General features: G+C 70.6%; 14 protein-coding genes. 11 read left to right on the plus strand and 3 right to left on the minus strand.

What is annotated here, in order from left to right; all coding sequences use genetic code 11:
- Positions 1–89: 89 nt before the first annotated feature.
- The 6 genes from AC0693_RS01690 (at position 90) to AC0693_RS01715 (ending at position 4,640) form a co-directional block, all read left to right on the plus strand.
- Positions 90–1,100: a YdcF family protein gene (locus AC0693_RS01690; RefSeq protein ID WP_478800728.1), complete on the plus strand. Its 1,011-nt coding sequence runs from the start codon at positions 90–92 to the stop codon at positions 1,098–1,100.
- Between the two features lie 112 nt (positions 1,101–1,212).
- Positions 1,213–1,398, plus strand: coding sequence for a hypothetical protein (locus AC0693_RS01695; protein WP_469317667.1), 186 nt, complete (start codon positions 1,213–1,215; stop codon positions 1,396–1,398).
- A gap of 135 nt (positions 1,399–1,533) precedes the next feature.
- A complete protein-coding gene (locus tag AC0693_RS01700; RefSeq protein WP_478800729.1) occupies positions 1,534–1,986 on the plus strand; it encodes a nitroreductase family deazaflavin-dependent oxidoreductase in 453 nt (150 codons plus the stop codon).
- A gap of 127 nt (positions 1,987–2,113) precedes the next feature.
- Entirely contained in the window at positions 2,114–2,734 is a 621-nt protein-coding gene (locus tag AC0693_RS01705; protein ID WP_478741138.1) for a dihydrofolate reductase family protein, read from the plus strand.
- A 213-nt stretch (positions 2,735–2,947) separates the two neighbouring features.
- A complete protein-coding gene (locus AC0693_RS01710; protein ID WP_356404291.1) occupies positions 2,948–4,159 on the plus strand; it encodes a pyridoxal phosphate-dependent aminotransferase in 1,212 nt (403 codons plus the stop codon).
- A gap of 88 nt (positions 4,160–4,247) precedes the next feature.
- The gene (locus AC0693_RS01715) at positions 4,248–4,640 is read left to right on the plus strand and encodes an SCO4983 family protein (protein ID WP_469317663.1); all 393 of its coding nucleotides are present in this window, start codon (positions 4,248–4,250) and stop codon (positions 4,638–4,640) included.
- A gap of 108 nt (positions 4,641–4,748) precedes the next feature.
- Here AC0693_RS01715 and AC0693_RS01720 read toward each other — a convergent pair whose 3' ends face one another.
- Positions 4,749–5,216: a hypothetical protein gene (locus AC0693_RS01720; RefSeq protein ID WP_469317662.1), complete on the minus strand. Its 468-nt coding sequence runs from the start codon at positions 5,214–5,216 to the stop codon at positions 4,749–4,751.
- Positions 5,217–5,603: 387 nt separating this feature from the next.
- Positions 5,604–7,454 (minus strand): phosphoenolpyruvate carboxykinase (GTP), encoded by a 1,851-nt coding sequence (locus tag AC0693_RS01725; protein WP_469317661.1) that lies wholly within the window; start codon positions 7,452–7,454, stop codon positions 5,604–5,606.
- Positions 7,455–7,707: 253 nt separating this feature from the next.
- On the opposite strand from AC0693_RS01725, the gene trhA reads away from it, so the two are divergent.
- Positions 7,708–8,391 carry a PAQR family membrane homeostasis protein TrhA gene (gene trhA / locus AC0693_RS01730; protein ID WP_356404426.1) on the plus strand — a complete coding sequence of 228 codons (684 nt, stop codon included), beginning with the start codon at positions 7,708–7,710 and terminating at the stop codon, positions 8,389–8,391.
- A 73-nt stretch (positions 8,392–8,464) separates the two neighbouring features.
- Here trhA and AC0693_RS01735 read toward each other — a convergent pair whose 3' ends face one another.
- On the minus strand, positions 8,465–10,591 hold the full coding sequence (locus tag AC0693_RS01735) for a thioredoxin domain-containing protein (RefSeq protein ID WP_478800730.1): 2,127 nt from the start codon (positions 10,589–10,591) through the stop codon (positions 8,465–8,467).
- A 174-nt stretch (positions 10,592–10,765) separates the two neighbouring features.
- Between AC0693_RS01735 and AC0693_RS01740 the strand changes: the two genes are divergently transcribed.
- The 4 genes from AC0693_RS01740 (at position 10,766) to AC0693_RS01755 (ending at position 15,518) form a co-directional block, all read left to right on the plus strand.
- The gene (locus tag AC0693_RS01740) at positions 10,766–11,332 is read left to right on the plus strand and encodes a Uma2 family endonuclease (RefSeq protein WP_478800731.1); all 567 of its coding nucleotides are present in this window, start codon (positions 10,766–10,768) and stop codon (positions 11,330–11,332) included.
- 299 nt (positions 11,333–11,631) lie between these two features.
- On the plus strand, positions 11,632–12,375 hold the full coding sequence (locus tag AC0693_RS01745; protein WP_478800732.1) for an NUDIX hydrolase: 744 nt from the start codon (positions 11,632–11,634) through the stop codon (positions 12,373–12,375).
- On the plus strand, positions 12,376–13,539 hold the full coding sequence (locus tag AC0693_RS01750) for a 5'-methylthioadenosine/S-adenosylhomocysteine nucleosidase family protein (RefSeq protein ID WP_478800733.1): 1,164 nt from the start codon (positions 12,376–12,378) through the stop codon (positions 13,537–13,539).
- A complete protein-coding gene (locus AC0693_RS01755; RefSeq protein ID WP_478800734.1) occupies positions 13,536–15,518 on the plus strand; it encodes a hypothetical protein in 1,983 nt (660 codons plus the stop codon). Before AC0693_RS01750 ends, AC0693_RS01755 begins: the two co-directional genes overlap by 4 nt.
- Positions 15,519–15,528: the final 10 nt, after the last annotated feature.

The raw sequence follows: 15,528 nt of genomic DNA on the forward strand, positions 1-15,528 counted from the left end.
GCACACCCTGAGCCGCGCACGCCCGCGGACCGCCCGCGCCCGCCACCGCCCCGGCCGCCCCGGCCACCCCCGCCGCCTACGATGACCGCATGCTCGTCTTCGCTCCGGCCGTCCTGCTGTTCGCACTCTTCTGGATCAGCGTGCGGGAGGACCGCAGGCGCTTTCGCAACGCGGTCTACCTGGGCCTGACCTGCATCAGCGTCTCCGTGGCGCTGCTCGCGCAGATCAGGCACCTGCCGGCCGGGACCGCCGAGGTGGTGGCCGTGGCGGTGCTCGCGCTCCCGGCGCTCGGGGTGGTCGCGCTGGCGTTCTTCCTGATCGCCAACGGGGTGACGATGGCGCGCAAGGAGGGCCGCGCGCTGGGCAACCTGCTGTCGCTGCTGGCCGGGCTGGCGATCGTGGCGCTGCTCGTGCTGACCGGGCTGGCCCTCTCCGTCGGTTCGACCGGCTTCACCGGGCCGGTGGTCACGGTCGTCCTGGTCGCGCTCTACGTCTCCTTCCTCTTCCTCTGCTTCCTCGGCTACGCCTTCCTGTACGGCCGGATCAGGGTGCGCGGCGACGTCGACTTCGTGGTGATGCTGGGCTCGGGCCTGGTCGGCGGGGACCAGGTGCCGCCGCTGCTGGCCTCCCGGCTGCGCAAGGGCCTGCGGATCTACGAGGCCCAGCGGGCCCGCGGCGGCGCGGCGCCCGTCCTGCTGACCTCCGGCGGCAAGGGTTCGGACGAGCAGGTCGCCGAGGCCCGGGCGATGGCGGACTGGCTGATCGCGCGGGGCGCGGCGGCCGAGCACGTACGGCTGGAGGACCGGTCCCGGACCACGGAGGAGAACCTCCGGTTCAGCGAGCGGATCATGGCCGAGGCCGTGCCGGGGTACCGGTGCGTGGTGGTCACGAACAACTTCCACGCCTTCCGGGCCGCGATGATGGCGCGCAAGGCGCGGGTCAACGGCCAGGTGCTGGGCTCGCCGACGGCCGCGTACTTCTGGCCGAGCGCGACGATCCGCGAGTTCGCGGCGGTGTTCATGGAGCACAAGGTGGTCAACCTGGCCCTCTGCGGGGCCCTGGTCGTGGGCGGCGCGCTGCTGACGCTGGCCTCGGTGTAGGACGCCCGGGGTCCGGCCGCGGCGGGGCGGCGCCGGGCCGCCGCGGGGCCGACATGCGTTCAAGGCCGGACCGCCGGAGGATGGGGCCAGGGAACACTGGAGGAGGTACGCGATGGACAGCGAAGCGGACCAGCAGCCCGAACGGCCGGCCCACCTCTACACCGGCGGGGAACGGCCGTACGACCCCGAGGACCTCGTGATGGCGCGCGGGCAGGAGCCGACTCCGGAGCGGCTCCGCAAGGCGCGCGAGCTGATGGAGAAGGAGGGGCCGGAGGTCATCGAGCGCTACCTCCCGTAGCTCCGACGGCCCCGGGGCCCCGGCCCCGGGGCCTTCCGTCCGCCCGGCGCGGCACCGCCGGGCCGCCCGCCGTGACGCGACCCGGCGGCCCCTCGTTAGCCGCGCACACCGCCGCCGTACGAAGGGCAGGACCCCATGCAGCAGACGGACGTCGACTGGGACCACCCGGCGGACCCCCCGGGCGAGCGGGAGCGGGCGCACGTACGCGCGTACGCCGCCACCGGCGGCGCCGACGGGCACCTCTGGCACGGCGTCCCCACCCTGCTGCTCACCACCCTCGGCCGCGTCACCGGCCGCCCGGTCCGCACCCCGCTGATCTACGCCGAGGACGAGGACCGCCTGATCGTCGCCGCGACGGCGTCGGGCTCCCCGGACCGGCCGGACCACCCGCACTGGTACAAGAACGTCGAGGCCGACCCCGAAGTCCGCGTCCAGCGGGGCCCGGCCCCCTTCCAGGCCAAAGCCCGCCCCGCCACCCGCGCGGAACGCGAGGCCTACTGGCCGGCCCTGACGGCCCTGTGGCCCCCCTTCGAGGACGACCAGCCCCGCACCGGCCGCGAGGTCCCCCTGGTGATCATCCAGCGCTGACCCTTCGCCAGGGCCCCCGCCCGGGCCCCCGCGCCTGCGCTTCGCGCGCGCATGAGACGGTGGAGCCCGTCTCCGGCCCCCCGGCAGTGCGGCGGGCGGGCCGTCCACGATCCGGGGAGGACCCCTCATGAGCGGCAGCGATGTCAGCGACGCCGGCAACGGCGACGGCGATCCCACCAGCTACCGCATCGACCCCGCCGAGCGGTCCCCGCGGGTGCCGCGCGGCGGCCGGCCGTTCCGGACCGCCGTGACCATCGGGGTGAGCCTCGACGGGTTCATCGCCCGCCCCGACGGCGACATCGAGTGGCTCACGATGCGGGGCGCGCAGGCCGGGGACACGGGCTACGAGGAGTTCATGGCCGGGATCGACACCCTGGCGCTCGGCCGCAACACCTACGAGAAGGTGCTGACCTTCGGCTTCTGGCCGTACGGGGACAAGCGCGTCGCCGTCCTCAGCACCGGGCTGACCACGGACGATCCGCGCGTCACGGTCTACCGCTCGCTGGCGGAGCTGCTGGCCGGGCTGGCCGAGCAGGGCGCGCGCAAGGTGTACGTGGACGGCGGCAAGATGATCCAGACCTTCCTGCGCGAGGGCCTCCTGGACGAGCTGGTCATCACCACGGCGCCGGTCCTGATCGGCGAGGGCCTGCCCCTCTTCGGCGCGCTCGACCGGGACGTCGACCTCCAGCTCACCGCCGCGAAGGTGCTGGACGCCGGGTTCATGCAGACGACGTACGCCGTGCTGTAGCGGGGCGGCCGCACCCGCGTGACGAGCGCAACACCCGTTTCCTCGGAGCCCGGTGTCCCCCACCGATTCCACAGGCGGGAGCACGGGCGCGCCCCCGTTTCCAAGGGCGGGGAGCGCCCGTACCCGCCGATCCCGCGAACCGGGGCAATTCGCCCCTCACCCGACGGGCGCAATCCCCCGGCGCCGCGGCGCCCGGCGCCGTAAGCTCCCGCCATGCAGGTGATCCAGTCAACGAAACTCGCCAATGTCTGCTACGAGATCCGCGGGCCCGTGCTCGAAGAGGCCATGCGGCTCGAAGCGGCAGGTCATCGCATCCTCAAGCTCAACACGGGCAACCCGGCGGCCTTCGGCTTCGAGTGCCCGCCGGAGATCCTTGAGGACATCCTCCGCAACCTGGGCACGGCCCACGGGTACGGGGACGCGAAGGGGCTGCTGTCCGCGCGCCGCGCCGTGATGCAGCACTACCAGACCAAGGGCATCGACCTGGACGTCGAGGACGTCTACATCGGCAACGGGGTCTCCGAGCTGATCCAGATGTCCATGCAGGCGCTGCTGGACGACGGCGACGAGGTGCTCGTCCCGGCGCCCGACTACCCGCTGTGGACGGCCTCCGTGTCGCTCGCGGGCGGCACCGCCGTGCACTACCGGTGCGACGAGCAGTCCGACTGGATGCCGGACCTCGCCGACATCGAGCGGAAGATCACCGACCGCACCCGCGCCCTGGTGATCATCAACCCGAACAACCCGACCGGCGCGGTCTACGACGACGAGATGCTGCGCGGGCTGACGGACATCGCCCGCCGCCACGGCCTCGTGGTGTGCTCGGACGAGATCTACGACCGGATCCTCTTCGACGGCGCCACGCACACGCCGACCGCCGCCATCGCGCCGGACCTGCTGACCCTGACCTTCAACGGGCTGTCCAAGAACTACCGCGTCGCCGGGTACCGGTCGGGCTGGATGGCGGTCTGCGGCCCCAAGCAGCACGCGTCCTCCTACATCGAGGGCCTGACGATCCTGGCCAACATGCGCCTGTGCGCGAACATGCCCTCGCAGCACGCCGTGGCCACCGCCCTCGGCGGCCGCCAGTCGATCGTGGACCTGGTGCTGCCGGGCGGGCGGCTGCTGGAGCAGCGCGACACGGCGTACGACCTGCTCACCCAGATCCCCGGGATCACCTGTGTGAAGCCCAAGGGCGCGCTGTACCTCTTCCCGAAGCTGGACCCCACGGTCTACAAGATCAAGGACGACCGGCAGATGGTCCTTGACCTGCTCCGGGCCGAGAAGATCATGGTCGTGCACGGTACGGGCTTCAACTGGCCCGAGCCCGACCACTTCCGCATCGTCACCCTGCCCAACGCCAAGGACCTGGCCGACGCGGTGACCCGGATCGGCACCTTCCTGGACGGCTACGGGCAGCATTAGCACCGCCCGCCAGGCACAGCCGGATTCAACTCAACTTTAGAACGAATCCAATGTAGGATGGTCTCCTGACCCCGCAGGAGGCCCCCTCGTGTACGAGCCGATCCGCACCAAGTCGGTCCACCGCATGAGCGGCGGCCGCGCCGATTACCCGCACAGCAGCCGCGGCGAAGCGCTGGACACCCAGCTCGCCGCACACCTGGCCGCCCTGCTCGCCGTCACCGACGAGCTGGGACTGGAGGAGGCCGCCGAGCGGATCTCCGGCCAGGTCGCCCGGCTGCGCGGCCGCGTGCCCGCCCGCATCAAGGGCAGGCCCGCCGCCGCCGGGGACGCCGACCGCGGGGCCCTGCACCAGCGCGCCCACGACCTCGCCGCCCGCGCGCTCGTGGTCGCCGCCTCGCGCGCCGACACCGCCGTGGCGATCCTCGCCGCCGAGCGCATGGACGCGCACTCCGCCGCCGCCGACCCGGCAGGCGCCCTCTAGACGGCCCCGGTCCGGGGCCGCGGAGGCCTCGGACCGGGTGCCATGTTCCCCCGCGCGTTCCGCTCCGCCCGGCGCGTCGCGCCGCCGGCGCCCGTGCCCGCGTACGCCTCAGCCCGCGGTCGGCGTCGCGGACAGTTCCACCCCCGCCACCCCGCACCACGGCACCACGCCCGCGGGCCACACCGGACCGGCGGCCTCCGCCCGGCCGACCTCGCCCGGCGCCCCGGCGGCCACGGTGACCTGCGCCCGCACCGGCACGTCGTCCCCCTGGTCCGGCGTGACCGGAGCCGCGGACCCGCGCGCGTCACCGCCCCGGCGGAACTCCACGGTCACGACGTACGCGCCCGCCCGCGCGGTCCGGCTCACCGCCTCCACCCGGGCCAGCACCCGACGGCTTGCCGGATCGATTCGGCAGCCCGTCACCGCCACGTCCTCGGCCACCGGCCGCGCCGCCGCGCCCGCCGCCCCGGAGGGGCCGGGACCGCTGCTCGCCCACACGTACAGGCCGAACGGGACGAAGACCATTCCCGCGGCCACCATCACCAGCGCGGCCAGCCACCCGCTCACTTGCCTCATGACCGCCTCACGGGACGCGCATCCATGCCTGAGCCTTGCCTCATGGCACCGATGATTCACCCGCGGCCCCACGGCGACCACCCGCTCGGGCGACGTTCACTCAACCGCGCGGCGAAACCGGGCCCCTGAAGATCGTGCAAGGCCCGCCGGGAAACGCCGGACGGCGGGCCTCCGCCAGAGCAGAGGCCCGCCGTCGGCAGACGCACACGGTCTTCCGGGGAAGGCCGCGGAGAGTCCTGGTCGGGACATCCCGCGTCGGTCCTCGGCCGGGGACAGCCGGCCGCGGTTCAGGGGGCGGCCACCGCGTGGTGGCCGGGGCGGGCCACCGCGTGGTGGCCCGGGGGGCCGGCCGCGAGGGCCGGCGGGAGGTGGGCTGAGCCGAGGTGACTAGCCGAGGCGCTCGACCAGCGCGTGGTACTGGTCCCACAGCTCCTTGGGGGTGTGGTCGCCGTAGGTGTTCAGGTGCTCGGGGACCAGTGCGGCCTCGTCGCGCCAGATCTCCTTGTCGACCGTGAGCAGGAAGTCGAGGTCCTCGGCGGGGAGGTCCAGGCCGTCGGTGTCGAGGGAAGCCACGGTCGGCAGGATGCCGATGGGGGTCTCCACGCCCTCGGCGGTGCCGTCGAGGCGCTCGACGATCCACTTCAGGACGCGGCTGTTCTCGCCGAAGCCCGGCCACACGAACTTGCCCGCGTCGTTCTTGCGGAACCAGTTCACGTAGTAGATCTTCGGGAGCTTGGCCTCGTCCCCGCGGGCCGTCGCCGTCGCGCCGACGTTGACCCAGTGGCCCATGTAGTCGCCCATGTTGTAACCGCAGAACGGCAGCATGGCGAAGGGGTCGCGGCGCAGCTCGCCGACCTTGCCCTCGGCGGCGGCGGTCTTCTCGGAGGCGATGTTCGAACCGATGAAGACGCCGTGGTTCCAGTCGAAGGACTCGGTGACCAGCGGCACGGCCGAGGCACGGCGGCCGCCGAAGAGGATCGCGGAGATCGGGACGCCCTTGGGGTCCTCCCACTCCGGGGCGATCGTCGGGCACTGCGAGGCGGGAACCGCGAAGCGGGCGTTGGGGTGGGCCGCCGGAGTGTCCGATTCCGGAGTCCAGTCGTTGCCCTTCCAGTCGATCAGGCGCGCCGGCGCCTCCTCGGTCATGCCCTCCCACCAGACGTCGGAGCCGTCCGGGGTGAGCGCGACGTTGGTGAAGACGGTGTTCGCGTACATCGTCTTCATGGCGTTGGCGTTGGTGTGCTCACCGGTGCCGGGGGCGACGCCGAAGAACCCGGCCTCCGGGTTGATCGCGTACAGCCGCCCGTCGGCGCCGAAGCGCATCCAGGCGATGTCGTCGCCGACCGTCTCGACGGTCCAGCCGGGGATCGTGGGCTCCAGCATGGCGAGGTTGGTCTTGCCGCAGGCGGACGGGAAGGCGGCGGCGATGTACTTCGCCTCGCCCTGCGGCGGCGTCAGCTTGAGGATCAGCATGTGCTCGGCCAGCCAGCCCTCGTCGCGGGCCATGACGGACGCGATGCGCAGGGCGTAGCACTTCTTGCCGAGCAGGGCGTTGCCGCCGTAGCCCGAGCCGAAGGACCAGATCTCGCGCGTCTCGGGGAAGTGCGAGATGTACTTGGTGGTGTTGCACGGCCACGGCACGTCGGCCTGGCCCTCGGCGAGCGGCGCACCGAGGGTGTGGACGGCCTTGACGAAGAAGCCGTCGGTGCCGAGTTCGGCGAGGACGGGGGCTCCCATGCGGGTCATGGTGCGCATGGCGACGGCGACGTAGGCGGAGTCGGTGATCTCGACGCCGATCGCGGACAGTTCGGAGCCGAGCGGGCCCATGCAGAAGGGGACGACGTACATCGTGCGGCCCTTCATGGCGCCGCGGAAGATCCCCTTCTCGCCCGCGAAGACCTCCTTCATTTCCGAAGGAGCCTTCCAGTGGTTCGTGGGGCCCGCGTCCTCGGCCTTCTCGGAGCAGATGAAGGTCCGGTCCTCGACGCGCGCGACGTCGGAGGGGTCGGAGGCGGCGTAGTACGAGTTCGGGCGCTTGGCGGGGTCGAGCTTCTTGAACGTGCCCCGGGCCACGAGCTCCTCGCACAGGCGCTCGTACTCGGCCTCGGATCCGTCGCACCAGACGATCCGGTCCGGCTCGGTGATCGCCGCGATCTCGTCGACCCAGGCGATCAGTTCGGCGTGATCGGTGGGGAGGACCGTCGGGTGGGTGGTGGGAGCCGCGTTGTCGCGCGCCACGATTGCTCCTTGTTGAGGGGTTTGTTTGGTGTTTGCCCCGTGGGGGCTGCGACCCGGACGCTTCGCGCTCCGCTCATCCGGTGCCGACCGCACTCATCTGATCATCGGGTGCCTCTGCGCATATGTCCAGGGGGCCTCTCACGTGAGCATCACCACTCGTGTCAATCTTCGGCAAAGGCCGCTAACCGAAACCTACGGACCCGTAGATAGCATGAGGACCATGACTTCTGACGCCGCCGACGTGGCCGGACCCATGATCGGGCCCCAGGCCGGACCCATGACCGCACCGCAGGCCGACGCCGAGATCAAGCCGCTGATGCGCGGCTGGCTGCACACCGGGATGTTCCCCGCCGTGGTCGTCGCGGGCGTGGCGCTCATGGCCTTCACCGACTCGACCAAGGCCCGCGTGGCCGTCGGGGTGTACGTCCTCACGGCCTGCCTGCTCTTCGGAGTCAGCGCGGTCTACCACCGGGGCACCTGGGGGCCGCGCGGCGAAGCCATCCTGCGCCGCCTCGACCACGCCAACATCTTTCTGATCATCGCAGGGACCTATACCCCGCTGACGGTGCTTCTGCTCCCGGCCTCCTCCGGACGGACGCTCCTGTGGGCGGTCTGGATCGCCGCGGCGGCCGGCATCGCCTTCCGCGTCTTCTGGGTCGGCGCCCCGCGCTGGCTCTACACGCCCTGCTACATCGCGATGGGCTGGGCCGCCGTCTTCTTCCTCCCCGACTTCATGCGGACGGGCGGGATCGCCGTCCTCGTCCTGGTGATCGTCGGCGGACTCCTCTACAGCGCGGGCGGGGTCATCTACGGGATGAAGCGCCCCAACCCCTCGGTCCGCTACTTCGGCTTCCACGAGGTCTTCCACTCGCTGACCCTGGTCGCCTTCGTCACCCACTTCGTGGGCATCGCGATGGCGGCCGCCCGGGTCGCTTAGCACGCCCGGCCGCATGCGAACGGCCCGCCACCGGCCTTGAGGACTCGGGGGCGGACCGTCGGCGTGACGCAGGTCAGGAGCGGTCCGCGGCCAACTGCGCGACCAGCTCCGCCGGGTCCGTCGCCGGCAGCGCGCAGACGAAATGCCGGCACACGTACGCCGTCGGCCGGCCGCCCACCAGGTCCCGGCCCGCCAGCAGCGGGAACTCCCCCACACCGCCGTCCGCCGTGCCCGGCGTCCCCGCCGCCACCACCGCGCCCGGAGCCGTCGCCAGCAGCGCGGTCCGGTGCAGCGCGGCCGTCGCCGGGTCCTCCGGGGGCCCGGCCACCGCCACCTCGCGCGGCCCGTCCAGCAGCGCCTCGACCACCGCCAGCCCCTGCCCGATGAAGCGCGGGGCGCGCGGCCCGAGCGCCCCCACCACGCCGAGCGCCCGCTCCGCCGCCGTCCGGTGCGCCTGCGAGCCGGTGTGCGCGGCGTACGACAGGAGCGCCCCGGCGGCCGCGGTCCACCCCGAGGGCGCGGCGGTGTCGGTCGGGTCCTGCGGGCGCCGGATCAGCTGCTCCGCGTCGTGCGCGGTGTCGTACAGCGAGCCGTCCTGCGCGGTGAACCGGTCCAGGACCAGGTCCAGCAAGAAGCCGGCGAACTCCAGCCAGACCCCCTCCCCGGTGACCGACGCCAGCGCCAGGAACCCCTCCGCGACGTCGCCGTAGTCCTCCAGCACCCCGGCGTTGACGCCGACCCGGCCGTCCTTGCTGGTCCGGGCGAGGCGGGCGCGGCCGTCCATGTGCACGCGGACCAGCAGGTCCGCGGCCTCGGTGGCCCGCTCGACCAGGTCGGGCCGCTCGAAGTACGCCCCGCACTCGGCGAGGGCGGCGATGGCCAGCCCGTTCCAGGCGGCCACGATCTTGTCGTCCCGCCCGGGCGCGGGCCGCTCGGCGCGTGCGGCGAGCAGCCGCGCCCTGATGCCGGCGGCCCGCTCGGCGTCGGCGCCGTAACCGTCGTCGTCGCGGCCGTCGTCGTCACGGCCGTCCTCGCCGTCGGCGCCGTCGCGGTCGTCCTCGCCGTGGGGGTGGCGCGCCGGGAGCTGGAGGACGGACGTCCCGTGCTCGAAGGTGCCCTCCTCGGTCACCCCGAACAGCGCCGCGGCGAACGTGCCGTCCGCCTCCCCCAGCACCGCCGTCAACTGCTCCGGCGTCCAGGCGTAGTACGCGCCCTCGACGTGCTTGCCCGTCGCCGGGTCCTCGCTGTCCGCGTCCAGCGCCGAGGCGTAACCGCCCTCGCGGGTCCGCAGCTCCCGGACCATGAAGTCTGCGGTCTCCAGGGCCACCCGCCGGGCCAGCGCGGAGCCGGTGGCCCGCCACAGGTGCGCGTACGCCCGGCACAGCAGCGCGTTGTCGTAGAGCATCTTCTCGAAGTGCGGGACCACCCACTCACGGTCCACCGAGTAACGGGCGAAGCCGCCGCCGAGCTGGTCGTAGATCCCGCCCCGGGCCATCGCCCCGCAGGTCCGCTCGGCCATCTGGAGCGCGCCCTCGGCCCCGGTGCGCGCGTGGTGGCGCAGCAGGAACTCGATGACCATGGACGGCGGGAACTTGGGTGCGCCGCCGAACCCGCCGCGCGCCTCGTCGTACTCCCGGGTCAGCCCGAGCAGCGCCTGCGCCGGCACGTCGGCCCCCGGCAGCCCGGCCTTGCCGTACTCCAGCTGCCGCCCGGCCAGGTCGCGCGTGATCCGCTCCGCGACCTCGCCCACCTCGTCGCGGCGCCCGGTCCAGGCCGCCTGCACGCCTTCCAGCACCTGCGTGAAGGAGGGCATCCCGTGGCGGGGCTCGGGCGGGAAGTAGGTCCCGAAGTAGAAGGGCTGCGCGTCGGCGTCGAGGAAGACGGTCATGGGCCAGCCCCCCTGACCCGTGGCCGCCTGGACGGCCTCCATGTAGACGGCGTCGACGTCGGGCCGCTCCTCGCGGTCGACCTTGACGTTGACGAAGTGCTCGTTCATGTAGGCGGCGGTCGGATCGTCCTCGAAGGACTCGTGCGCCATGACATGGCACCAGTGGCACGCGGAGTAACCGACCGAAAGCAGAACGGGTACATTGCGCCGCTTCGCTTCCTCGAACGCCTCGGGCCCCCAGGGCCACCAGTCGACCGGGTTGTCAGCGTGCTGAAGCAGATAAGGGGAGGTCATGCCAGCCAGCCGGTTCATACGCCCCAGCCTCTCACAGCGCCTGCCACGAGCGGCGAAACCCTCACGTGGGCACTCCGCTTGGCCGAATTACACCTGTGGGCCCACTACATCCGGGGCAGCCCCTTCTGCTCGGAACAATAGGCTGGGGACGGCAGCGCTGGACCTGCCGAGGCTCCTCGAAGAAGGGACACCATGCCCCCCGACATCGCGGTGCCCACGTGGATGCACACGCAGATCAGCGCGGAACAGTACGACTCCTGGTCCGAGGACCAGTGCGCCGGCATCGAGATCGTGGACGGAATGGTCGTCCTGAGCCCGACCGCCTCGAAGCAGCACAACCGGCTGGCTCGGATTCTGGCCAATGCTCTGGACGCAACCGCAGGCCCCGACTGGAACGCAGACACGGACTTCGACGTCCGCCTGCAGGACGTTCCGCTCACCAACCGCCGCCCTGACGTCATCGTCTACCGGGCAGAGACGATCGACCTCACACCCACCCGCCCCGAACACGTCCTCCTGGTCGTCGAGGTCGTATCACCCGGTTCGGAGACCACCGACCGGATCGTGAAGGTGGACCAGTACGCCAAGGCCGGCATCCCCTTCTACTGGCGCATCGAGCAGGCCGCCACCGGCGTCCCGATCGTCTACACCTACGTCCTGGACCCCGCCACCAAGGCGTACAGGGACGGCGAGATGTTCACCGGCACGGTGAAGGCCACCGCACCCTTTTCTTTCATGGTCGACCTCGGGGTCCTATAAGGACGGAGAGGTCTCGCTTTCGAGATCCGACCGATAGCGCTCGAATAGTCGTTGTTGGCGAGCGATTTGGTCTCCGCCCTCCAGCCGGGTGCACCCACCCAGCGGATGTCATGCCATGGCAGCCGGCACGCCCTCGTTCAGCCGCGCCCGGTCAGGGACTGATTCACGGCCGCCAGCTGGAGCGGAGTGTTGTGAGCAGGTACGAGGCCACATGTTCGAGCACCTGCTGACGAGCAGCACTGCGATCCCAGCATCCCCCTTCTTGTGTGAGTGACAATAACTGAAGTACCTTGCTGTACATGCAAGATGATGCCTGGTCACCACCTTCTGTCCTGCTGACGGTCGATCTGGTGATCCTTACGCTGCGGGAGAGCCGTCTGCACGTTCTCTTGGTGGAGCGAGGCGAAGATCCCTTTCAGGGGATGCTCGCGCTGCCCGGAGGATTCTTGAGCCACGATGGCGAGGAGATTCTGGATGCCGCCCACCGCGAACTGAGTGAGGAAACCGCCCTGACTTCCGGCTGGGTGCACCTTGAACAGCTGGCCGTGTACGGACGCTCGGGTCGCGACCCGCGGGGCCGAGTCGTCTCCGTAGCGCACCTGGCGATCGCACCGGGGCTGCCCAACCCTGTGGCGGGAACGGATGCCACCGACGCCGCGTGGGTAGCCGCAGAAGCCGTCCTGTCCGGCGAAACTCCCCTCGCCTTCGACCACCGTCGAATCGCCGAGGACGGGATCGAACGCGCACGCACCAAGATTGAATTCTCGGCACTGGCCACTGCGTTCTGCGGGGAGAGCTTCACCATCGCAGAGCTGCAACAGGTGTACGAGGCCGTCTGGGGCACCGCACTCGACACCCGCAATTTCTATCGGAAGGTCCAGGCCGCGAAGGGGTTCATCGTCCCCGCCGGCACTGACCGCAGGACCACGGGAGGACGGCCTGCACGGCTGTATCGGGCTGGTCCGAACACCGTGCTGTTCCCACCGCTGATCCGACCTGCGCCGTCTGTGACGGAAGAGACCACGACAGGGGAAGAGGAGTAGATGCCGAAAGGCCCGGTGGTGATTCTCACCGCCCTGAATCTTGAATATCAGTCCGTGCGCCAGAGGCTGGCAGAGGTGCAGGTGCATCGCCATCAGCGCGGTACCCGGTTCGAAGTGGGCACCGCACGGGGCACATCGTGCCGTATCGCGCTCGGCCTGACGAACAAGGGGAACCATTCCGCTGCGGTGATCGCCGAACGCGCCATCCAGGAGTTCTCGCCGGTGGCCGTGCTGTTCGTCGGAGTCGCCGGCGCCTTGTGGGACGCCACCAAGCTGGGTGACGTGGTAATGGCGTCACACGTGTACGCCTATCACGGCGGGACCAGCGAGGACGACGGGCTCAAAGCCCGTCCCCGGGCGTGGGAAGCGCCGCACGGCATCAGCCAGCTCGCTTCGCACCTGGCCCGTTTGAACGACTGGGCGGACCCCACACCCGTTCCCGGGGATGGACCGCAGGTGCGTTTCGGGGCGATCGCCGCCGGTGAGATCGTCCAGAACTCAAGGATCTCGGCCGAGGCGAAGTGGATCCGACAGCACTACAACGACGCGCTCGCCATCGAGATGGAGGCGGCCGGTGTGGCCCAGGCAGGCCACCTCAGCGGAGCGCCGGTGGCCATCATCCGGGGGATCAGCGACCGGGCGGACGGCACGAAGAACAGTTCGGACGACCGCACCTGGCAACCGCGGGCCGCGGCCAACGCAGCGGCGTTCGCCATCCGGCTAGCAGTGGAACTAGTGGGCGAGCAGGAGGAGACCGCAATGCCGCAGGACGACCACGCCCGTTCGGTCGGCCGGTTCGACCGGCGCGTCAGCAACACCGCCCACAACAGCACCGTCGGCATCATGGCCAGCTCAGTCACGGGCAGCAGCGTCCATATGAACACGGCCCCGAAGGCATCCGGCCCGACGGACTTGATCGCAGAACTCAGTGGCTTCCGCGCTCAGCTGGAGTGGCACCGTACTGAGGGCGCCCTCGACGAGGACAGCTACCGGGAAGCCTTGACCGATTTGCAATCCGCCCTCCGGTCGGCCGGAGAGCGCTACCCCGAATCGTCGAAGCGGACGGTCATGACGCTCAAGAGGCTGCGTGGACTGGTCGCGGACTGCCCCGCGCTGGTGGCCACATTGGCCCCCATGGTTGCTGCGGCCGGTGACCTGACATGAGCCACGATGACGGTGCCGCGTACAGCTCGGCCGCCTATAACTCCACCATCGGGATCCAGGCCGAGACCGTACACGACTCCAACATCTACATCGTCCACCCGGACGCCTCACCGTCGGAGAAGTACCGGGTCGGCCTACAGCTCTTGGAGGACGGCGTTCCCAGCCGAGCCCGAGAAATGATCACTGATGCGATCGCCCGAGGCCACGACGGCACGGAGGTCCGTTTCCATTGGGTGCTCGCCATGCTCAGCGCACGCACTCACCACGACCTCAGCACCGAAGAGGTCCAGCAGCTGCGCTACACCTCCAGGCTCATACGGACCTTCGCAGAGGACGCGTGGAAGGAAGCCCTGCGCGTCACTTTCGACCTGTTGGCGGTACTCAGCACCACCGGCAGCGAGACCGGCCCCGTGCTGAAGCAGCTGCAGGACCTGCCCCGCCGCCAACACGACGCGATCCTCCGCCACCTCGACCTCATGCTCACCGGAGGGCTGAAGGACGACCTGTGGGCGGAGACCCTCGCACAGGCCAGGGCAGAACGCTTCAGCAATGACCGAAGCAGGCGGGTCTGGGCCTACTTCGCTCCCCCTCCCATCGGGCCGAGGGCCGTTCCACCCCGCCCGAGCACTGCCGCTGCCGCAAAGGCAGCGCTCCCTGTCCGGGCGGCCCTGTTCGTCGTCAGCAGTGGGCTCCTCTGGGCCCTGGCACTGATCGCGGATCCAGCCCGGGCGATCGTCGAGTTACCGGTGGCACTCGGCGCGGGCCTGACCGCGGCCCGCTTCGCCGTCCGATGGTGGGGACGGGTGCCCGGGCCGGGCCTCGCGGCCGGAACCCGCCTCCCACACCCGCGCGACCCCACCACCGCCGAGGACGGGTTCACCAAGCGGGTCCGCCATTCATTCGATCACTACTTCAGCGTTCGCAGGCCCCATGAGTTCACCTCGGATACCTGGCTCGCCCACACGGTTCAGATCCGCAGTTCCCTCTCCGCTGAGATCGCGGACCTGTACCGGGAGAACCGAATCGGTGTGGAGCGGGTCGACTGGCTGATCCGGCACCTCGCGGAAGACGCTCGAAATCGCCACAACAACGGCATCCCGCTCGATCGGCACCTCCAGGACCAGACTCCACGCAGGACGAAGGCCCTGACCATGGTGGCCCTCGCTGTTCTCGGCGCGGCGGCTCTGGCCGCGTTCAGCACGGCGGTCTCAGGTGCCGCCCCACCGCGGCCCCTGTGGGCGTTCCTGGCCGTGCTCGGTGCGGCTTGGTCCGGACACGCGACCGCCTCCCGATGGCTGGAGGTGCGGCGTGAAGAGTTCCGGCTGGACCGGGAGGCTCAGGAGTACCAGGAACAACTGGCTGCACGCCAGATCGCCTATCAGCGCTGGCGGTCCTTTTTGGACGCTACGCGCCCCAGCGAACTGGAGATGGAGACCTGGCTCACTTGCGATAAGACTTCGTTCGTCGATGAAGCACTCCGGCACCACCGGCTCTCCTGGCGCGACCTGATCACTCACACCATCCTGGTGGCCCCGGCTGCTTCCTACAAACGGGGCCGCGTCCGAGGCGGCCCATGGCGGTATTCGCACTATGTCTTCCGCCTGTTCCTGTTCACCCAGGACGGCATCCGCGAGATCAGCTCCGAGTTCAACTTCTCCGACGCAACGCGTAGGAACGAGCAGCGGAGCAACTACCGGTTCGACGCGTTGACCTCCGTGCAGGTGACGGAGAACGCCGATGTCGGCTACGACCTGGAACTCGTCCTGACCAACGGACCGGCCAGGAAGATCCGCGTCATGGACGCCGACGCCCACCAACTGGCACCGACCGAGAATGCCGAGGAAATCTCCCAGATCAATCTCAGCGCGGCCGGCTCCGCCCACACTTTCCGCCTCCTCGAGGGGGTAGCAGCGGACGGGAAGAGCTGGATCGAACGGCACGGCACCCACGGCCTGGCGCCCTTCCAGGTCGCCGGCTGATCCGGAACTC

The organism is Streptomyces sp. NPDC043876 (genome assembly GCF_056435825.1).